This is a genomic window from Massilia sp. IC2-476 (genome assembly GCF_020707295.1).
In the GTDB taxonomy this organism is placed as follows: Bacteria; Pseudomonadota; Gammaproteobacteria; order Burkholderiales; family Burkholderiaceae_D; genus Telluria.
Genome location: NZ_JAJFER010000007.1, coordinates 166,739 through 187,700 on the forward strand (window position 1 = coordinate 166,739; position 20,962 = coordinate 187,700).

Consider the following 20,962-nt stretch of genomic DNA (forward strand, 5'->3'; position numbering starts at 1 on the left):
ATCCATTCGCCATGACCGATTTCACCGCATTCCCGCCCGACTTCACCTGGGGCGTTGCCACCAGCGCATTCCAGATCGAGGGCGCCGCCGACGCCGACGGCAAGGGACCCTCGATCTGGGACAGCTTCTCGCGCAACCCGGCCAACATCAAGGACGGCAGCAACGGCGACGTCGCCTGCGACCACTATCACCGCTACCGCGAGGACGTCGGCATCATGGCCGGCCTCGGCGTCGACGCCTACCGCTTCTCGATGGCCTGGGCGCGCGTGCAGCCCGACGGCAAGGGGGCCTGGAACGAAAAGGGCTTCGACTTCTATGCCCGCCTGCTCGACGCGCTGCAGGAAAAAGGCATCGCCCCGCACCTGACCCTGTATCACTGGGACCTGCCGCAGGGCTTGCAGGACGAAGGCGGCTGGCTCAATCGCGATACCGCGCACCGCTTCGCCGACTACGCCCACGAAGTCACGCGCCGTTTCGGCGACCGCCTGGACAGCATCGCCACTCACAACGAACCCTGGTGCACGGCCAACCTCGGCTACGGCAATTCCCAGTTCGCGCCCGGCGTCACCGACGCCCGCCAGGCGATCCAGGTATCGCACCACCTGCTGCTCTCGCACGGCCTAGCGATGCGGGCGATGCGCTCCCTGAACCCGCGTGCAAAGCTGGGGATCGTACTGAACCAGTGGACGTCCGACCCCGCCACCGACAGCGCCGCCGACCGCGCGCTGGCCGAGCTGGAATGGGCGCGTTCGGTCCAGTGGTTCATGGACCCGATCTTCAAGGGGCGCTACCCGGAACTGGCGCTGCGCGCACACGGCGCCGACGCCCCGCACATCGTGGAGGGCGACCTCGACATCATCCAGGGCCCGCTCGACTTCCTGGGCGTGAACTATTACTTCCGCCATTTCGCCAGCGCCGAGACGCCGCCGCGCACGGCGCCAGCCGTACTCGGGACCACCGACATGGGCTGGGAAATCTACCCGCAGGGGCTGAGCGAGCTGCTGCTCAAGCTCCAGGGTGAATACACGCTGCCGCCGATCTACATCACCGAGAACGGCATGGCGGCCCCGGACCGGGTCGAGGGCGGCGAGGTGTCCGATGCGGCGCGGATCCGCTTCGTGCAGCAGCACCTGGCGGCCATAAAGGCTGCCATGGACGCGGGTGTGGACGTGCGCGGCTATTTCCTGTGGAGCCTGATGGACAACTTCGAGTGGAACTCGGGCTATGCCAAGCGCTTCGGCATCGTCTACGTCGACTACGCGACCCAGCAGCGCATTCCCAAGGCGAGTGCGCACTGGTACCGCGACTTCGTGGCCGCCCAGCATGCCCAGCGGCGGGCGGCGGCGCTTGCGATGGAGGCAGGCCATGGGGCGGACTGACCGCAAACCCCACCCGCTACTGTGGGTGCCGACGGGCTACTTCACGATGGCGCTCGCCTACGTGATGCTCACCAGCGTCACCGCCATCATGTTCAAGAACCTGGGCATGGACAACGGCCGCGCGGCGCAGTATTCGAGCCTGCTGATCCTGGCCTATACCATCAAGCCGCTGTTCGCGCCTTTCGTCGAGATGTACCGCACCAAGAAGTTCTTCGTGCTGTGCGCCCAGGTGACGGTTGGACTGGGCTTCGCCGGAGTCGGCCTGGCGCTCGGACTGCCCGGCTACATGGGCTTCCTGATGGCGCTGTTCTTTGCCCTGTCGTTCATCGGCGCCACCCAGGACATCGCCAGCGACGGCGTCTACGTCACCTCGCTCGACAGCCGCGCCCAGTCGCTCTACTGCGGCATCCAGAGCCTGTCCTGGAACATCGGCCCCATCGTCGCCGCGGGCGGCATGGTCTACCTGAGCGGCTACCTGCACACCAGCGTGTTCGGCCACGACCCGAAGCTGTTCGGGCCGGACTGGATCGACGCCTGGCGCATCATCTTCTTCCTGGTGGGCGGCCTGACCCTGCTGATGGCGCTGTGGCATGCGCGCGTGATGCCGCAAGGCGCACGCGCCGCCGACACGCCATCCAGCGTGCGGGACGCCGGCCGCATCCTGCTGGATGCCTTCGTCACCCTGTTCCAGAAGCGCGACATCTGGCGGATGATCGCCTTTGCCTTCCTGTTCCGCCTCAGTATCGGCTTCCTCGAGAAGATCGGTCCTTTCTTCATGGTCGACCCGGCCTCGAAAGGCGGCCTGGGACTATCGAATGAAATGCTGGGCCTGATCTACGGCACCTACGGCCTGGCGGCCGTGCTGCTCGGCTCCCTGCTGGGTGGCTGGTACGTGGCCAAGCGCGGGCTGAAGGCGACCCTGTTCGTGCTGTGCTGCGCCGTGAACATCCCGAACGTGACCTTTCTCCTGATGAGCATCTACCTGCCCAGCAGCCTGCTCGCCATTACGCTGGGCGTCGTGATCGAGAAGTTCTTCTTCGGTTTCGGCGCGGTCGGCTTCATGATCTACCTGATGCAGCAGCTCGCGCCGGGCAAGTACACCACTACCCATTACGCCTTCGGCACCGGCCTGATGGCCCTGAGCGGCATGGTCACCGGCATGATCAGCGGCCACCTGCAGGAGATGCTGGGCTACGTCAGCTACTTCGTGTTCGTGATGGTCGCCACCATTCCTTCTTTCCTGGCCACCTGGTTCGCCCCCTTCCACAATGATGAGGGCGAACCAGCGGCGTCGGGCGCTACGGCGGGCGGCGCCCCCACCCAGTCAAGCCTTAACGCTTGACGTCCTGCTCGAAGGGGACCGCGGGCAAACCCGACTTGCCGTCGTACAGCGTGCAGGTCGGGGAGTCGCCCCAGCAGTAGCGGATCCTCTCGGCATCGGCGGCGCCGCTCAGGACCACCTGGCTGCCCGCCGCCCTTGCCTCGACCCAGCGGCAGCCGCTGGCGGTACAGGCTTCGAAGCCGATCGGGCCGGCGGCGCCATAGGCCAGCAGCGCGCCATCGACACCGTCGAATTCCACCAGCACGCGCTCGCCCTGCACGGTGGCCGACTTCACCATCGGGCCCGAGGCGCTGCCCGGCTCGCCGTACAGGCGGACCGCAAAGGCACGCGCCAGGCGTTCGCCCACGACTTGCTTGTTGGCGGGATGGATGTCCCCCGGGTCGCCCACGTCGATTGCCGTCGCCAGCACGGCATTCCGGTCGGCCAGCACCGCGCGGCGCTGCTCTTCGCGCAGGCGCGCCCAGCCCGATTCGCCCGGTTGCGCCGGACGGGGGCCGAAGTTCGCGAGCTGCACCACGCCGAAGGCCATGTCTTCCCCGAACTGGCTGCGCCAGTCGCGGAACAGGCGCGCCAGCAGGCCCTGGTACGGCGAACCGACGTTGCTCTCGCCCTGGTACCAGAGCGCGCCCTTGAAGGGGAAGCGTCCGAGCGGTGCGATCATCCCATTATGGAGCACGCTGACCCCGGCCATCGCATCCCAGGGGGCGCGCGGCGGATAGCGGTTAGCTGCCGGCGGCATCTGCCAGCGCCAGCCGGTCAGGGGCGCCACGCTGCCGTCGGCGAAGCGCAGGCGGCGCGGCGCATCGCCGTACATGCCGCCGTAGCTCCACAAGTCCAGCACGTTCAGCACGACCGTGTTGTCGCCCGCCTTGAGCATGCCGGCGGCCACGGGGTAGGCGCGCGGCGTGCCGGCGCCCGCCGTGAAGCCGACCGGCTGGCCGTTGACCCAGGTAGTGTCGACCTCGTCGACCAGCCCGAGTTCGAGCGTGGCCGGCTGAGACGCTTGCGCCGCGTTCACGCGGACGCTGGCGCCATACCAGATGCTGCCGTCATACCCGGACAACTCGGGCACGCCCCAGTTTTCCCAGTTCTTGGCGACGTCGGGCGCGCTCTTCCAGGTAGCCAGTTCCGCTTGGGCGGCAGACCACGGCCGGCCGGGACCGTTCGACGACTGCCACCAGCGTTCCACTACCTTGCCGAAGGCGATGCTGGCCCCGGCCGGGTCGCTCGCGTACAGCTTGAGCAGCTCCTGCTGGCGTGCGTAATCGGGCAGCGAAGCCGCGGGCGAGAGCCAGGCGGTCAGGTTGGAGCCGCCCAGCGAGGCGTGCACCAGGCCGATCGGCAGCTTGAGCCGGCGCTGCAGTTCCTTGCCGAAGAAATAGCAGGTGGCGGACCAGTCCCCGACGGTGCCCGGCGCAGCGGCCTGCCAGGCGACCGGCTTGGCCAACCGTGCGCGCGGCGCCGGCGTCGGGTCGACGGCAACCGTGGCCATGCGCAGGTCCGGGTTGCTTGACGTGCCGATCACCGTGTCCGCATTCAGTGCGCGGTTCACGGAAAGCTGCATGTTGGACTGGCCGGAACACAGGAAGACGTCGCCGCTGACGACATCTTCCAGCGTGATGCGCTGGCCCCTGTCGCCTGAAACGGCCAGGCTGCCGCGCTGTCCAGCGGGCAGGCTCGGCAGGGTAACGCTGAACCGGCCGGCACCGTCGGCACTCGTTTTCCAGGACCCGCCGAAGCCGCTCACCGTAACCGCCTCGCGTGCGGCCGCGCGGCCCGAAACGACGGCGCCCTGGCGCGGCAGGACCATGTGGTCCTGGAACAGGCTGTCCAGCTGCAGGTCAGAAGCCTGCGCGGCCAGGCCTGGTACGGCGTGCGCCAGCAGGGCCGCCGTCATGATGAGTTGTCGCATGCGCCCCCCTCTCAACGGGCGCGTGGGCGGCCGCGTGCGTCCAGCGTGCTGGCCGGCAGGTCGACCGTCACGCTGGTCGCGCCGGTGCCGGCGGCATCCTCGGCCAGCACCAGCTTGATCTTGCCCTGCGGGCGGCGCCAGGTGCGCGACTTTTCGTCGAACATCGCGAGCACGCGCGGCTCGACCGCGACCTCGACTTCCCGGGTCTCGCCCGGCTGCAGCGACAGCTTGGTCCAGGCGGCCAGGCGCTTCGGTGCTTCCCACTTGACCGACAGCGGCGACGCGTAGACCTGCGGCACGTCCTTGCCGGCCACGTTGCCGGTATTGGTGACTTTAAAACGCACGTGCAGGCGGCCATCCTTCACCTGGCCGGCGAGGCCCGAATACGCAAACGTCGTGTAGGACAAGCCATGTCCGAACGGGAACAGCGGCTTGTGGCCCTTCAGGTCGAACCACTTGTAGCCGACCGCGGCGCCTTCGTGGTAGTCCACGGCGAACTGCAGTTCCGGGTTCTTCGGGTCGCCATCCAGTTTCGGGCGCGGCAGCTGCTGCTCGGACGCCGGGAAGGTGGCCGGCAGGTGGCCCGATGGGTTGACCGCGCCGAACAGCACGTTGGCGATCGCCTCGCCGCCGCTGGTGCCCGGGTACCAGGCTTCCAGTACCGCCGGGACGCGCGCCAGCCACGGCATGGTGACCGGCCCGCCGGTTTCCAGCACCACCACGGTGCGCGCATTGGCGCCGGCCACCGAACTGACCAGCTCGTCCTGGCGGTCCGGGAGCGCCAGGCTCTGGGCGTCGTTGGCTTCGCCGATCCACTGGGTGGCGAACACCACGGCCACGTCGGCTTCGGCGGCCACGCGCGCGGCGCGCGCCGGGTCGCGGCCGTCGTCGAACACCACCTTGGCATTCGGGGCCTGGGCACGGATCGCGCGCAGCGGCGAAGACGGGTAGTACACCACCGGACCCGGCCAGGTGGCCGGCAGCAGGCCCTTCACGGCCAGTCCGCCCACGGGATAGACCTGGGACGAGCCGCCGCCCGACAACACGCCCACGTCCGCGTGCCCGCCGATCACGGCGATGCTGCGCACCGTCTTTGCCAGCGGCAGGATGCGTCCTTCGTTCTTCAGCAGGACCATGCCCTCTTCCGCCGTCTGGCGGCTCACCGCGCCATTCGCGGCGAAGTCGATGGTGGCGCCGGCCTTGAGCGGATTGTCGACCACGCCCTTGGCGAACATCGTCCGCACGATGCGCGTTACCATGTCGTCCAGGCGCGCCTGCGGCACCGCCCCGGTCTTCACCGCTTCTTCCAGCGCCCCGCCGAAATAGGGCGACTTGTCGAATTCATGGCCGGACTGCTGGTCCAGGCCGTTGTTGGCCGCAGCCACGGTACTGTGGGTGGCGCCCCAGTCGGACATCACGAAGCCGCGGAAACCCCAGTCGCGCTTGAGCACGTCGTTCAGCAGCCAGGCGCTCTCGCAGCTGTACGGGCCGTTCAGCCGGTTGTAGGCGCACATCACCGAGCCGGCGTCGGACTGCTCCAGCGCCAGTTCCATCGCCAGCAGGTCGGACATGCGCAGCGCCGCCTTGTCGATGCGCGCATCGAGTTCGTTGCGGCCGGTTTCCTGGTCGTTCAGCACGAAGTGCTTGAGCGTGGAGATGATGCGGTTCGATTCCACGCCCTTGATCGCCTGCCCCGCCATGCTGCCGGCCAGCAGCGGATCTTCGCCGGCGTACTCGAAGTTGCGGCCGTTGCGCGGCTCGCGCTGCAGGTTCACGCCGCCGGCCAGCATCACGTTGAAGCCCGAGGCGCGCGCCTCGGAGCCGATCATGGCGCCGCCCGCGTAGGCCACCTTCGGGTCCCAGCTCGCCGCCGTGGCCAGGCCCGAGGGCAAGGCGGTGCGTTCGCGTACGGCCGGACCGGCCTGCGAAGCCACGCCCTGGGCGGCATCGGTTTCGAGCAGGGCCGGCAGGCCGAGGCGCGGAGTGCCCGGGATGTAGCCGGCCGACTGCGGCAGCGCATCCGGATGCTTCTTGCTCTTGCCGAAATCGTGGCCGAAATAGCCCAGCACCCAGCGCAGCTTTTCCTGCTGGGTCATGGCCTTGACTACCAGACGGGCGCGCTGGTCGGCGTCCAGCGAGCGGTCCAGCCAGGGTTTCTGGGCCGGCTCGGCTGGCTCCGGCGGTGCGGCGAAGGCGCTGCTCGCGGACAGGGGGAAGGCGGCGGCGATCGCCGCGACGAGGGCCGTGCGCGCGGCGGCCACGGCGAAGTACTTGTGGTGCATGTTGTCTCCTGATTGGTTTTTGTTGTGTGTTACAGCGGGCAGAGGTGCTAGTCTTCCGCGCCCGGGCGGTAGTCGAACCAGTCGAAGTCGGCCGGGGGCATCGGCGCGCTGGCGGGATTGTGCGCCACCATCCCGAGCACCACGCCGGTAAACCCGCCCGCGTCCTCGGAACTGAGCGGGGCGGTCGGCGTGCTGCCGAACTCGGCGACTTCGCGGCCGCTCTTGCCGCCGTCGAGGCGGTAGCCGAACACGTAGCGCTCCGCGGTGGCGCGCACGATCAGCTCCACCTTGCCCGCCCCGAGCGGCGCCTCGCGCAACACGGTGTTTACGCCCTTGACCCGCGTGAGCAGACGGATCACCCTGCCCTTGCCGCTACCGGCGACAAGCAGCTGGTAGTGGTTGTCCTCGTTCATGCGCAGCGCCAGGCCCGCTTCCTGGCCAGCCGCACGCGGCGCGAAATCGAGGAGCGTCGAGGCGCGCACGTTCAAATGCGCCTGGCGCCTACCCACAAAGGCGGGCGTGCCGATGTCGGACAGCGACAGCTTCGTGCCCTTCAGGCGCAGGAAGCCCGGCCGCTCGGCCAGCGACCACAGGTCGCGGGCCGGGGCGCGCAGGAAGATCCAGTCGCCGCCCAGCGTGCGTGCGCCGAACTCGTCGCGCGCCGGCGCGGCCGGCCACGGATGCGGCGCCGGCAGCCCGTCTGCCTGCATCTTCTCGGCCAGCGGCGCGCCGCCATTCACCTTGAGCCAGCCGTCCGCCGTCCACTCCACCGGCGCCAGCAGCGTTTCGCGGCCCAGGTGGTGCTTGTGCTTCAGGTGACGGACGCCGAGCAGCACCATGAACCATTTGCCGGCCGGCGTCTGCACCAGGTCGGCATGGCCGAGCGCCTGCAGGAGCAGCTCCGGGCGGTCGCGGTGGGTCAGGATCGGATTGTCGGGCGCGCCCTCGAACGGTCCCCAGGGCGAGCGCGAACGCGCAAGGATCACCACGTGGCCATAGGAGGTACCGCCTTCCGCATGCAGCAGGTAATACCAGCCGTTGATCTTGTACAGGTGCGGCCCTTCCGGCCAGACCCCGCCGGTGCCGTTCCAGATGCGGCGCGGCTGGGTCTTGAGCTTGCCCGTGGCGACGTCGATCTCGGCCTGGGCGATGCCGCCGCGCTCGCCGCCATCCTGGTAAGTGAGGTAGACCTTGCCGTCCTCGTCGAAGAACAGCGAAGGGTCGATGCCCTGCGCGTCCTTGATCCAGACCGGTTCCGACCAGGGCCCACTCGGGCTGGAGGCCTGGACAATGAAGTTGCCGCCGCCGGTGACGTTGGTGGTGATCATGTAGAAGCGGCCGTTCCCGCAGCGTAGCGTGGGCGCGAAGATGCCCTGCGAACTCTTCTGTCCCGCGAGCGGCAGCTGGCTGGGACGGCCGAGCGCATGGCCGACCAGGCGCCAGTTCACCAGGTCCTTGCTGTGGTAGATCGGTACGCCCGGGAAGTATTCGAAGGTGCTGGTGGCGAGGTAGTAGTTGTCGCCGTCACGGCAGATGCTGGGGTCCGGGTTGAAGCCGGACAGGACCGGGTTGCGGTACTCGCCCGCAACGGCGCTGGCTGCGTACGACAGGGTCAGGACAGTGCATGCCGCCAGCGCCACACGCAGGAAACGGCTCATCGCCTCTCCCCGGCAGGTGCTGTAGCCGGACAGCGGGGGCAATGCGGGCGACTGACACCCGACAAGGTTCGACGTGACATCCAGGCTCCTTTTCGTGCGTGAAATGTTAGCGCAACCAGTATAAGTTACAAAATGGTTACGGGCAACGAAAAGAATTCGCGTGCGCGTCGGGGGAAATAATGTGCTTTTCTATATGGGGCCGGCACGCGGTGACCCCTTGGCGGCCTCTTGTGTCGGAAGTTTGCGGATGTCGCGTGCCGGCACGGTGGCCGGCGCCTGGCGCACCGGATCGCGCTTTCAGCTGGTGCCCGCTCCCGGCCGCAGCACCATGACCGGCACCGGGGCATTGGCCAGCACGGCCTGGGTCACGCTGCCGGCGATCAGGCGGCTCAGGCCGCGCCGTCCATGCGAGCCCATGACGATCAGGTCACACCCCTGCTCGCGCGCAGTCGCCGCGATCGCTTCCGCGATGTCGAGTGCGCTGCAGGTGAGCGCGGTACATGGCACGCCGGCCCGATCGGCACGGACGACGACAGCGTCGACGTTGCGCTGCGCATGCTCCAGCAGCACCTCGGGCTGCAGGCCCGGATCGTAGGCCATCGCTCCTTCGAGCGATTGAAAGGAGGGTTCGGGCACGGCGACCGACAAGGCCACAATGGCGCTGCCGCGCGCCTGCGCGAAGTCGATGGCGGCCTCGACGGCCGCCTCGGAAACGGGCGAGCCGTCGCTGGGCACGAGAATGCGTCGGTACATGGCGAGCTCCGGTACGTGGAAATGATGGGTCAGGCCGGTAACGGGGTGGGAGACATTGGAGCGGAATGAGGCCAGTCTGTTCTCCCGACTACCCAAAATCTTTGACGTACATCAAAATCGACCCATGCAGTCCACCGCGCAGGTCGCCCAGTGCCGCGCTTGGTAGGTTTCAGCGCCAGATTGCCCCCAGGCTGCGCCCGAGCCGCGCATTCCCCTGCTATGCCATAATTTTCGTACTACACGACAAGACAGGAGACGAGGATGCGGTTTTCCACGCGCGCCGCCATAGCGACGATGCTGTACTGGTGCCTGGGCGCGCATGCCGCCGGGCCCTCCGCCGAGCTAGCCGGCATGTCGCGTGCGGGCATCGACGTCAAGGGCTGGGCCGACACGAAGGGCGGCGCAGGCGGCAGGATCGTGCGGGTGAGCAATCTGAACGCCTCCGGCGAAGGCTCGTTCGCCGCCGCGGTGATGGAAACCGGTCCGCGCATCGTGGTGTTCGAAGTGGGCGGCGTGATCGACCTGCAGGGCGCCAGCATCCGTATCAATGAACCCTTCGTGACGATCGCCGGCCAGACCGCGCCCAATCCCGGCATCACCTTCATCCGCGGTGAATTCGCGGTCGCCACGCACGACGTGATCGTGCAGCACATCGCGGTGCGGCCGGGCGAATTCGGGCGCGCCAAGAAGAGCGGCTGGGAAGCCGACGGGCTCTCCACCAGTTCCGCCGACAATGTCATCATCGACCATTGCAGCTTCAGCTGGGCCACGGACGAAAACCTGTCGGCCTCCGGCCCGCGCTTCAAGGGCGCGATGGTCGAGGAATGGCGCCAGGGGACCTCGCGCCGCATCACCTTCAGCCACAACATCGTGGCCGAAGGCCTGCGCGATTCGACCCACAGGAAGGGCGAACATTCGAAAGGCTCGCTGGTGCACGACAACGCCAACCGGGTGCTCTTCTACGGCAACCTGTATAACGCCAACCACGAGCGCAATCCGCTGATCAAGGGCGGCGCCCACGTCGCCGTCGTGAACAACCTGATTCATGACTTCGGCGCCAGGGCGATCCACTACAACCTGATCGCCCACGAATGGGGCGCGCATCCGCCGCAGCTTGGCGTCGTGACCCTGGTCGGCAATGTGGTGCGCGGCGGGGACGATTCGCGGCCTGGCGTGCCCCTGTTCAGCCTGGGCGGCGCGGGCGATGTCAGCCTGTACCTGCGCGACAATGTGGCGGTCGACGCCAACGGCAAGCCGATGCCGCAGACCGGCAGCTATACCGCCTCCGGCGCGCGCATCCTCAAGGCCGAGGCGCCCTACCTGCCAACGGGCCTCACACCGCTATCGAGCGCACGACTGGAGAACGCGATCTACCTGAGCGCCGGCATGCGGCCGTGGGCCCGCGATGCGGTCGACTTCAAGATCATCTCGGATGTCGCCGAAGGGCGTGGTCATATCGTCGATTCAGAAGGGCAGTCGAGCGGCTACCCGAGCTATGCGCCGACACGACGCGCGTTCGATCCGGCCGAATGGAATCTGGCGGACATATCGCCGAAGGCAGGTTGGGCGACGCTGTTCCGCTAACAAGAGGCTACGATTCCAGCCCGAGCCGTCATGTTCTTGAAGCCTGTTGTTCATGCGACGGGATCGGCTCTCCCAGAAGGAGGAACCGGGGCAGAGATGATGTGGAGTGTGTTGCATATCATTTAATATCGGTCCCTTAAGCGATCAAAGCCAGCGCAGCTCTTTGCGAGCTGGATTGGCAGATCGCTAACCTGCATACTGGTTCATTCGCGAGCAGAGGGAACCGTCTCTTGAAATATCGCGCCTTCCTTTCGTACAGTCATGTAGATAGCCTCACTGCCAGGTGGCTGCAATCCAGGCTGGAGTCGTTCAGGATCGATTCCGACCTGGTGGGCAGAAAGACCGCCATTGGAGAGGTTCCAGCCAATCTGAGCCCGATCTTCCGCGATCGCGGGGACTTTCGCGCTGGTTTGCCACTGCCTGAACAAACCTTGCTTTCGCTCGACGACTCGGCGGCCATGATCGTTCTGTGCTCTCCGGCCGCGGCAAAAAGTTTTCACGTGAATGAGGAAATACGCCTGTTCCGGTCACGGCATCCTGAACGCCCTTTCGTTCCCGTCATTGTCCCGAACGTCGCCAGTGTTTCAGAAGCGGAGATATTCCCACGCGCGCTACGCTTCCACGTATCCCCGGATGGCACTGTGACGGATTGCGCGCAGTCGCTGCTGGCTGCAGACCTTCGCGAGACGGCGGATGGTCGCGACCTTGCGCTTGCGAAAATCGCGGCATCCTTGATGGGAGTCGATACCGACGAGATCTTCCGTCGCGCAGTTCGGCAGCGCAAACGTCGAACACGCATCGTCATGGCTACTACACTTTCGTCAGTGGCAATCGTATTCGCTGCCTTGTCCGGCTACGCCCTAGTGGAATATCAAGGCGAAACGTCGCGTAGACTCGCGCAAGCCCAGCTGCTCGCCAGATCGCAACCGACCGAGGCGTTACTTGCTCTGGCCGACGCCGCCGGCAGATTGTTCATCGATAAAAGCCTGCTGAAACAGCTGACGCCAGACCTGATCCACGCGAGACTCACCCTGGCACGTCACGTGCATTCGGATAGTCTTTCCGGAGCGACGTGGGGGCCGAACGGCTCCTATGTCGCGGCCTCGCATGACGGCAGCGCCCTGCTCTACTCGTCCGACCATCGTCTCGCGGGCGTTGCGCCAGGCAGGAGCCCTGAAACTGCTGGCGAGCAGACGGCCTATGGCAAGAATGGTATCCCTTTGTCCTCGGCCGTCCTGGCGTCTGGCGGAAAAGTGCTGGTCACACTCGATTGGCGAGGTTGTTTACGCCAATTGCCAGTCAAGCAAGATAGCGGCCGACCAGCAGCGGACGAGCCGAGCGTCCAGCGCTGCTTGAACAAAAATATGGACGCAGGGGAGCCGGAGTATGCGCCAGCAGACCTGGCGGCCGATGGCAGCTTTGTGATCGCGAGGGATCAACAGCTCGAAATCTACGGTACAACCCGTCGGCTTGTGCCATTGCAAAGCAAGGGAAAGACGATTAAATCCTTGAAACTTGGCCCGAAGCACCAGGTGGCCATCACGTACGCAAATGGAGATATTCGACTCGTTTCGTCGCAAGGACAAGACGTTTCCCTCATGTCGTCAGCTGCGCAAGCCGGATTTTGCGCAGATGGCCGCGTGTGGTCAGTAGCTTCCGATGCAAGTCTTGTACTCGTTGACGAAGCCCGTCAAACGCAGGTTCGACTGGCAGGCAAGCGACCGTGGCACATCTCGAACACCTGTTCGCTATACCTGGACGACGCTGGTGACTTGTATCGCATTGGACGTAAGGACCCGCTACGAAAGGCCGTCGCATACGGCTGGAACTACAGCGGAAATGCCATTGCTACCGCATTCGCCCCGAGTGACAGGTATCTGGCTGTCTCCGGCAACCGTGGCGAGATTCAGGTATATGACCTCTCTACTGCCGAGAGCTTCACATTACGAGGTCATACGCGCCGCGTGTTCAGCATGCGATTCGATGCAACTGAAACCAGGCTCCTCACAGCCAGCCTGGACAGGCAGGCCCGGATCTTCGACCTCCAGCAACGGCTGATCTATTCGGGTGGCAGGTACACAGGGGCCGCTGCAGTCTATTCGGCCCAATCTGGACGCGCGGTGGTCAGCCAGAAGGCCTTCGATTACCTCGAGTTTGCGCCCCTCCCGGCCGAGCGCCCATTCGAGGTGCCTGCGATGCCTACAGGCGAACGTGTCCGTGTACGACAGGACTGGCGGGTCGGAAATCTGTACGCCATGGTTGACGGTGATACCCAGTTGCTGGCGCTATGCAGTACGAGTGATTGTCCCGATGAAGCCATTCAACGCCGGTTGGAAATGGATATCGCAGGCTCCGGCATTGGCCCCAATGCACGGGCCAGTGCGGCCGGAGAATTCCTGGTGGTTCTCGACGACAGTGAAAGGCATGACAGTGAAAGGCTTTCGATTTTTGACTTGCGTGGCCAGACCAGTCTTCCCGTGCTCACGCTCCCCAGTCAAGGGGTTACCAGCGCCACATTCAGTGCGAACAAGCAGGAGCTATTCATGCTGACTGGGGATGAGCTTTCGATTTTACCCTTCGGGCCAAGCGAGATCGCGCGCCGACTGCGTGGGCTGTCCTTCTGTTTTACACCTGAAGAACGTGAAAGCCTGTTCAATGAATCGGCGCGGGAGTCGATCGAACGACATGGCGCGTGCGAGAGCCAGCGCATCGGCCCGCAGCGGCTCCAGTCAAGCGGGAAAAGCAGCTGAAGCAAGAGGCGGCCAATCCATCCTTGTTCTTCGCTGTCGAATGAACGCCACCACTCCACGCCATCGCGCGGTCCGCCCTGTTCCTCATTCAGTACTGCCAAAGTCGCGCTTTGCAGCCAGCACGCGCGCGAGCGCGGTTTCGGGATCGAGTCCGGCCATCATCTGGTTGATGATCTCCCGCTTGTCCTCCGATGTCAGCGTTTCGCAGGCCTGCCGGTGCGAACAGAAATAGGCATACCAGGCTACGTCCGCCGGCCGTTCCTTGCGCGGTTTGAAACGTGCCGGCACCTTGGCGCGCATCGCTTCCACGTACCCCGCCAGCTGCGCATCGGCGGTACTCCAGTTGAAGCCGGCGACGGCGCGCTTGTCGGCTTCCCAGTCACCCTGGTACGCTGGCCCGGGCCGCAAGGTCTCCCTGTTCACGGCCAGGCATGCCAGGTTGGGAAAGCCGTGCGAAGCGCAAAAGCCTTCCACGAACTGGAGCTTGGGTCCGATGCCCACCAGTACCGCCCGGCCGAGCACCTCGTCTTTCGGATGCATGGAGCGCGCCAGTGTCAGCAGGTCGCTGTAGGTGATCGGCATGCCGGGCAGGGACGTGGCCTGGCGTGCCAGGGCCTCGACCATGCGGGCGCCTACCTCAATGTCGTTGAAGGTGAATGGAATCATTACGGGAATACGACGTGTGCTCGCTGCACACAAGAAAAAGCGCGCCTTGCGTAGCAGCTTGTCGATGCGTCAAATGCCTATCTTAGCAAATCCTCGAGACCAGGACGCCAGAGTAGCCCTTCGCCGCATGGTGCATTGTTTCAACGCGCTCGCACTTCCGCCTGCCGTAATCCGCTGCTTATGCCGGCTGCCGGCGTTTGCGGACATTCGCCGGGCGCCCGACGCCCGCCCCGGGCTTGGCAAGCGAGGCCCGCATCGTCACGCTGACGGGGAAGCTGCGCACCACCGGCCGGCGGCCGCCATCGCACAAGTTGAGCAGTTCGGCGACGCCGCTGGCCGTCATCTCGCGCCAGGGAATGCGCACCGACGTCAAGGGCGGCGCGGCATATGCGGCGCTGGGCGCGTCGTCATAGCCGACCACAGAGACGTCGCGTGGCACGTGGATGCCCGCTTCATAGAAACACGAAATCGCACCCAGGGCCATTTCGTCATTGGCGCAGAACAGGGCCGTGAAATGCGTCCCGGACGCGAGGAGTTCATGCGCGGCCGACCAGCCCGCGCTCGAAGAAAAATCGTGTTCGGTCACCCACATGGCGCCGGTATCGATACCGGCGCTTTCCAGCTCGCACATGAAGCCTTCGATACGCTCGACGTTGTCCTGTACCGTCCATGGCCCCGCCAGTACCGCGATGGCACGGTGTCCCTGCTCGAGCAGCGCGCGCGCTGCGAGGCGTCCGCCCAGCACGTGGTCCACCGTAAAACACTGCTCGGGGATGCTCTCGAAGGCGTAGTTCAGCGCCACCAGGCGCTTGCGCCGCTCGCCGAACAGGGCCAGGTCTTCTTCCTGCAGGGGGCTGGTCAGCACGATCACGCCGTCGCAACCACGCTCGATCAGGAGACTCACGCCTTCGATCGCTTCCTTCCTGGGTTCGCCCTTGCCGGTGCCGAAGCCGATCATCATGTGCAGTCCGGCGGCGCGCAGTTCGGCATCGATGATCTTCAGGATGGCGGTATAAAAGGTCCCCGCCAGCATCGGGATGTACACCCCGATCATGCGCGAGCTGCCGTACAACAGCGAGCGCGCCGTGTGCGACGGCCGGTAGCCCAGCGCGTCGATGGCCTGCTTCACCCGCTCCAGCTTGTCGGGCGAGACCGAGCCCTTGCCGCGTACCACGCGCGACGCGGTCCCCGTCCCTACCCCGGCCATGCGGGCCACATCCTTAATTGTCGGCACACTCTCCCTCGATTGACGCTGTTATGGCAAAGAAATCAACCTACGACAGTTTGAAGGGCGCGGGCCGGAATGTCCACCGCCACCTCGCTACCGTCTACCAACAGGCGATAACCCTGGGCCTGGTCCAGTTCAAGACGTTACCAAATCAACATAGCACGGTTGAGTGCGCTAGTGCCCGCGAATGCTTGACGCCGTCGACCTGCGCCCTTTCCTTGGAAGCTTTGCTGATGCAGTGTTGACTTGTTTGTGGCTGTTAGCGTTGAGGTATCGGTCCGCAGGATAAGATTCAGTGGGTTAGTTACATTTTTGGGAATTTGAAATTATGCAAAAACAAAAAAGCCGTTGATCATTCAAATCGAATGATCAACGGCTTAGCTGATTGCTTGACAGTCAGAGCTGGGCTATTACTCCGCTCACTCCCATTCGATGGTCGCCGGAGGTTTCCCTGAAATGTCGTACACCACCCGGTTCAATCCGCGCACCTCATTGATGATGCGGTTCGACACCTTCCCCAGCAGCGAATGCGGCAGATGCGCCCACTGCGCCGTCATGAAGTCCAGGGTCTGCACTGCCCGCAGCGCCACCACGTATTCGTAGGTGCGGCCATCGCCCATCACCCCCACCGACTTCACCGGCAGGAACACGGCAAACGCCTGGCTGGTCGCTTCGTACCAATTGACCGGCGCCTTGCCCGGGTCAATGCCCGCCACGGCCGGCAGCTCGAACGGCGTATTGCGCAGCTCTTCGATGAAGATGGCGTCCGCTTCGCGCAGCAGGTCGGCGTACTCCTTCTTCACCTCCCCCAGGATGCGCACGCCCAGGCCCGGGCCCGGGAATGGATGGCGGTACACCATGTCGTGCGGCAGGCCGAGCGCCACGCCCAGCTTGCGCACCTCATCCTTGAACAGCTCGCGCAGCGGCTCCAGCAGTTTCAGGTTCAGGGTTTCCGGCAGGCCGCCCACGTTGTGGTGGCTCTTGATGGTCTGGCCCTTTTTTCCCTTCCCGGCCGATTCGATCACGTCCGGATAGATCGTGCCCTGCGCCAGCCACTTGGCATTGGTCAGCTTGCCGGCTTCGACCTGGAACACTTCCACGAACTCGCGGCCGATGATCTTGCGCTTCTGCTCCGGATCGGTCACGCCGGCCAGGTGGCCCATGAACTGGTCTTCGGCATCGATGCGCAGCACCTTGACGCCCAGGTTCTTCGAGAACATGTCCATGACCATCTTGCCCTCGTCCTTGCGCAGCAGGCCGTGGTCGACGAACACGCAGGTCAGCTGGTCGCCGATGGCGCGGTGGATCAGGGCTGCCGCCACGCTCGAATCGACGCCGCCGGACAGCCCCAGGATCACCTCATCGGTGCCGACCTGCTCGCGGATCTTCTGCACCGCTTCGCCGATGTAGTCCGGCATGTTCCAGTCCGACTTGCAGCCGCAGATCTCGTGCACGAAGCGGCCGATGATGGCCTCCCCTTGCGAGGTGTGGGTCACTTCTGGGTGGAACTGCAGCGCGTAGAAGCGGCGCTCCTCGTCGGCCATGGCGGCGATCGGGCAGCTGTCGGTCGAGCCCATCAGCTTGAAGCCCGGCGGCATGTCCAGCACCTTGTCGCCGTGGCTCATCCACACGCGCAGCATGCCGTGGCCTTCGTCGGTGACGAAGTCGTTGATGCCGTTCAGCAGGGCCGTATGGCCGCGGGCGCGCACTTCGGCATAGCCGAACTCGCGTACCTTGCCGTTCTCGACCTTGCCGCCGAGCTGGGCGGCCATGGTCTGCATGCCGTAGCAGATGCCCAGTACCGGCACGCCGGCTTCGAACGCCGCCTGCGGGGCGCGCGGCGAATCGCCCTCCAGGGTGGAGTTGTGGCTGCCCGACAGGATGATGCCGGAGGCGCCGTAGTTGCGCACGAACTCGTCGCTGACGTCATACGGATAGACTTCCGAAAACACGCCGGCGTCGCGCACGCGGCGGGCGATCAGCTGGGTAACCTGGGAACCGAAATCGAGGATGAGGATTTTAGAATGCATGTGGGGAGGCAACAGTAGTCAGAATCGGGGTCATACGAAAACGCGGCCCTCGGGCCGCGTTTCATGGATGCGTTACTCGGAACGGTAGTTCGGCGCTTCCTTGGTGATCTGCACGTCGTGCACGTGCGATTCGCGCATGCCGGCCGAGGTGATCTCGACGAACTCGGCTTTCTCGCGCAGTTCTTCGATGGTGGCGCAGCCGCAGTAGCCCATCGACTGGCGCACGCCGCCGACCAGCTGGAAGATGATCGCCAGCACGCTGCCCTTGTAGGCGACGCGGCCTTCGATGCCTTCCGGGACGAACTTGTCGGCCTTGGCGGAGGCTTCCTGGAAGTAGCGGTCGGCCGAACCTTCGGCCATCGCGCCCAGGCTGCCCATGCCGCGATAGGATTTGTAGCTGCGGCCCTGGTACAGGATGGTTTCGCCCGGCGCTTCATCGGTGCCGGCGAACATGCTGCCCATCATGACGGTGTGCGCGCCCGCTGCCAGTGCCTTGGAGATGTCGCCCGAGAAGCGGATGCCGCCGTCGGCGATGCAGGGAACGCCCGTGCCTTCCAGCGCCTTGGCCACGTTCGAGATCGCGGTGATCTGCGGCACGCCGACGCCGGCGACGATACGGGTGGTGCAGATCGAGCCCGGGCCGATGCCGACCTTGACCGCGTCCGCGCCGTACTCCACCAGCGCTTTCGCCGCCGCCGCGGTGGCGATATTGCCGCCGATGACGTCCACGTGCGGGTAACGTTCCTTGATCCACTTCACGCGGTCGAGGATGCCCTGCGAGTGGCCGTGCGCGGTGTCGACCACCAGCACGTCCACGCCGGCCTGCACCAGCAGGTCGATGCGCTCTTCATCGCGCTCGCCAACGCCGACGGCCGCGCCGACCAGCAGCTGGCCGCGCGAATCCTTCGATGCCAGCGGGTGCTCGTGCGACTTCTGGATGTCCTTGACGGTGATCAGGCCGCGCAGTTCGAAGTCATCATTGACCACCAGCACGCGCTCGAGGCGGTGCTTGTTCATCAGGCGCTTGGCTTCTTCAGTGTTGGCGTCTTCGTTCACGTACACCAGCTTTTCGCGCGGAGTCATTTTGGCGCGTGCTTCCGCTTCCAGGTCTTCCTCGAAACGCAGGTCGCGGTTGGTGATGATGCCGACCACCTGCTTGCCCTCGACGACCGGGAAGCCGCTGATGCCGTGCTGTTGCGACAGCGCCAGCACTTCGCGGATCTTCATGGTCGGGGGAATGGTGATCGGGTCGCGCAGCACGCCCGCTTCGAAACGCTTGACGCGCGCTACTTCTCTCGCCTGGTCGGCCGGGCGCAGGTTCTTGTGGATGATGCCGATGCCGCCTTCCTGCGCCATCGCGATCGCCAGGCGTGCCTCGGTCACGGTGTCCATCGCAGCCGACAGCAGCGGGATATTCAGCGTGATATTCCGGGTCAGTTTGGTGCGAAGGGAAGTTTCGGCCGGAAGAACATTGGAGTAAGCCGGGACGAGCAGCACGTCATCGAACGTGAGTGCTTTTTGGAGTAGACGCATAGCATTTTCCTATAGGCGCAAAAGTGAATTATACAGAAAGTACAAACGACTGTCGCAGCCATGCCTAAAAACTGGCCGTAGGGAAGAGTCCGCGATTGACAGCCGGACTGAAGCATGGCGAAATCCGACTGTTACTTAAGGAAAACTTTTATGCCGCACCAGACCGCACCCCTTCGCCTGTTTGCCGCCTGTGCCCTGCTCCTTGGCAGCACCTTGGCCCATGCCCAGTATTCCTGGATCGGCGAGAATGGCGTGCGCCAGTTCTCCGACCGCCCTCCCCCACCGTCCACGCCGCCGCACAAGATCCTGAAGGCGCCGGGCCGGCTGCCGGCACCGCAGGCGGCGCCCGCTCCGGCCGCCGCGACACCTGGAATAGCCAAGGAATTGCCCGACCTGGCTCAGCGCGAAAGGGACTATCTCAAACGCACGAAAGCAAGGGAAGAACAGGAAAAGAAAGAGCTGGTGGAAGCCCAGCGCCGGCGCGACGACGGCGAGCGCTGCGATGCCGCGCGCCAGGCGCGCGCCCAGGTGGAATCGGGCATCCGTATTTCCCGCGTCAACGCCAAAGGCGAGCGCAGTTTCGCCAGCGACCAGGAGCGCGCCGAACAGCTGGCGCGCGCCAACAGGATCCTGGCGGAGTGCCACTAAGCCCCGCCGACTGAAGCGCCGGTGCGCGCGGACGCACACTCCACACGGTTGCGTCCGCCCTCCTTCGCCGCATACAGGGCTGCGTCCGCACGGCCCATCAGGCTAGCGACATCCTCGCCCTCTTCCAGCATTGCCAGGCCGATACTGACCGTGTAGGCGGCGCCGGTCTGCGCCGAGCGGTCGAGCGCGCTACGCAGGCGCTTCGCCACCGCCAGCGCCGTCTCTCCCGTCGCGTCCGGCAGCAGTACGCCGAATTCTTCGCCGCCGAGGCGCGCGAAGTAATCGACCTTGCGGATCACGTCCTGGGTGCGATGCACCAGGTCGCGCAGCACCTGGTCGCCGGTCGCGTGTCCATGGGTGTCGTTGATGCGCTTGAAGTGGTCGGCATCGACCAGCAGCAGGCCGAGTCCGCTGTGGTGGCGCCGGGCCCGTGCCAGCTCGCGCTCGGCGGCCTCGAAGAAGGCGCGGCGCGAAGGCGCGCCGGTCAGGTGGTCGTGCTCGGCGGCATAGGCCGTGTCGGACAGCACGCGCGCATTGGACATCATCACCGCCCCCAGCGTCAGGGCCGGCAGCGCCAGGGTGCCGAGGGCGAAGAAGATCAGGTTGGCGGTGCCGGGCGCGATGAAGCTCACCGGCTCGATCGCATCTGCCAGATAGAAGATGCCGCGCACGCTGTGGGCAAGTCCCAGCAGGAAGGCTGCGATCCGTGTAAAAGCGTAAGGGTAGCGCAGGCGGCCCTCGGCACGGGGCAGGCTGGCGGCGATGCCGAAGCAGGCCGCGCCGTGGAAGACCGATACCGAGGTGATACGCAGCGAGGTCGACTCAGGGCCGTAGTGGAACAGCACTACCCCGGCAAACGAGGCCAGTCCGCCGATTGCGAGGGGGCGCCAGGGCACCGGCAATCCCAGGTGGCGCCGGAATCCAACGAACATCAAGGCGATCGTGACGAGAAAGATCGCGTTTGCCAGTTCGATGCTCAACAGGTCGGGCATGACGCCGCGCGACGCGAACAGCAGCAGCGCGACCACTGCCAGGCCATTGGCCTGCCCCCATTCGCGGATGCCCTCGACCTTGCTGCCGGCGAGCGAAGACAGCACCAGCAGCATGACGACCGACAGCGCGGTGGTGACCAACAACAGACTCAGGGTGCTCAGCATGGGGAAACGGGCAGCGGACAAGGTAGCGGCCTCGCTACGC

General features: G+C 65.4%; 14 protein-coding genes. 5 read left to right on the plus strand and 9 right to left on the minus strand.

Annotation, left to right across the window (positions count from 1 at the left end; all coding sequences use genetic code 11):
• Positions 1-11: 11 nt before the first annotated feature.
• Together LK539_RS18525 and LK539_RS18530 are read left to right on the plus strand one after the other, a co-directional pair.
• Positions 12-1,379, plus strand: coding sequence for a GH1 family beta-glucosidase (locus LK539_RS18525; protein WP_227802535.1), 1,368 nt, complete (start codon positions 12-14; stop codon positions 1,377-1,379).
• Positions 1,366-2,721, plus strand: a complete 1,356-nt coding sequence (locus LK539_RS18530; RefSeq protein ID WP_227802536.1) for an MFS transporter — start codon at positions 1,366-1,368, stop codon at positions 2,719-2,721. Before LK539_RS18525 ends, LK539_RS18530 begins: the two co-directional genes overlap by 14 nt.
• Here the strand turns inward: LK539_RS18530 and LK539_RS18535 are convergent.
• From LK539_RS18535 to LK539_RS18550, 4 genes are all read right to left on the minus strand, one after another.
• Positions 2,711-4,633, minus strand: coding sequence for a sialate O-acetylesterase (locus LK539_RS18535; protein WP_227802537.1), 1,923 nt, complete (start codon positions 4,631-4,633; stop codon positions 2,711-2,713). The genes LK539_RS18530 and LK539_RS18535 overlap by 11 nt on opposite strands.
• Before the next feature lie 11 nt (positions 4,634-4,644).
• Positions 4,645-6,915, minus strand: a complete 2,271-nt coding sequence (locus tag LK539_RS18540) for a beta-glucosidase (RefSeq protein ID WP_227802538.1) — start codon at positions 6,913-6,915, stop codon at positions 4,645-4,647.
• A gap of 47 nt (positions 6,916-6,962) precedes the next feature.
• Positions 6,963-8,573 (minus strand): glycoside hydrolase family 43 protein, encoded by a 1,611-nt coding sequence (locus LK539_RS18545; RefSeq protein ID WP_227802539.1) that lies wholly within the window; start codon positions 8,571-8,573, stop codon positions 6,963-6,965.
• Between the two features lie 297 nt (positions 8,574-8,870).
• Positions 8,871-9,326 (minus strand): universal stress protein, encoded by a 456-nt coding sequence (locus LK539_RS18550; RefSeq protein WP_227802540.1) that lies wholly within the window; start codon positions 9,324-9,326, stop codon positions 8,871-8,873.
• A 261-nt stretch (positions 9,327-9,587) separates the two neighbouring features.
• On the opposite strand from LK539_RS18550, the gene LK539_RS18555 reads away from it, so the two are divergent.
• Both LK539_RS18555 and LK539_RS18560 read left to right on the plus strand, forming a co-directional pair.
• A complete protein-coding gene (locus LK539_RS18555) occupies positions 9,588-10,910 on the plus strand; it encodes a polysaccharide lyase family 1 protein (protein ID WP_227802541.1) in 1,323 nt (440 codons plus the stop codon).
• Positions 10,911-11,140: 230 nt separating this feature from the next.
• Complete coding sequence (locus LK539_RS18560) at positions 11,141-13,660, plus strand: toll/interleukin-1 receptor domain-containing protein (protein ID WP_227802542.1); 2,520 nt, start codon at positions 11,141-11,143, stop codon at positions 13,658-13,660.
• Between the two features lie 84 nt (positions 13,661-13,744).
• On the opposite strand, the gene LK539_RS18565 is transcribed toward LK539_RS18560, so the two are convergent.
• The 4 genes from LK539_RS18565 to guaB form a co-directional block, all read right to left on the minus strand.
• Positions 13,745-14,326 carry a hypothetical protein gene (locus tag LK539_RS18565; RefSeq protein ID WP_227802543.1) on the minus strand — a complete coding sequence of 194 codons (582 nt, stop codon included), beginning with the start codon at positions 14,324-14,326 and terminating at the stop codon, positions 13,745-13,747.
• A gap of 178 nt (positions 14,327-14,504) precedes the next feature.
• Positions 14,505-15,560 carry a substrate-binding domain-containing protein gene (locus tag LK539_RS18570; protein ID WP_227802544.1) on the minus strand — a complete coding sequence of 352 codons (1,056 nt, stop codon included), beginning with the start codon at positions 15,558-15,560 and terminating at the stop codon, positions 14,505-14,507.
• A 413-nt stretch (positions 15,561-15,973) separates the two neighbouring features.
• Positions 15,974-17,584, minus strand: a complete 1,611-nt coding sequence (guaA, locus tag LK539_RS18575) for a glutamine-hydrolyzing GMP synthase (protein WP_227802545.1) — start codon at positions 17,582-17,584, stop codon at positions 15,974-15,976.
• A gap of 72 nt (positions 17,585-17,656) precedes the next feature.
• Positions 17,657-19,117: an IMP dehydrogenase gene (guaB, locus tag LK539_RS18580; protein WP_227802546.1), complete on the minus strand. Its 1,461-nt coding sequence runs from the start codon at positions 19,115-19,117 to the stop codon at positions 17,657-17,659.
• Between the two features lie 150 nt (positions 19,118-19,267).
• On the opposite strand from guaB, the gene LK539_RS18585 reads away from it, so the two are divergent.
• Positions 19,268-19,765 (plus strand): DUF4124 domain-containing protein, encoded by a 498-nt coding sequence (locus tag LK539_RS18585; RefSeq protein WP_227802547.1) that lies wholly within the window; start codon positions 19,268-19,270, stop codon positions 19,763-19,765.
• Here LK539_RS18585 and LK539_RS18590 read toward each other — a convergent pair.
• Positions 19,762-20,922: a diguanylate cyclase gene (locus LK539_RS18590; RefSeq protein ID WP_227802548.1), complete on the minus strand. Its 1,161-nt coding sequence runs from the start codon at positions 20,920-20,922 to the stop codon at positions 19,762-19,764. The genes LK539_RS18585 and LK539_RS18590 overlap by 4 nt on opposite strands.
• Positions 20,923-20,962 lie beyond the last annotated feature (40 nt).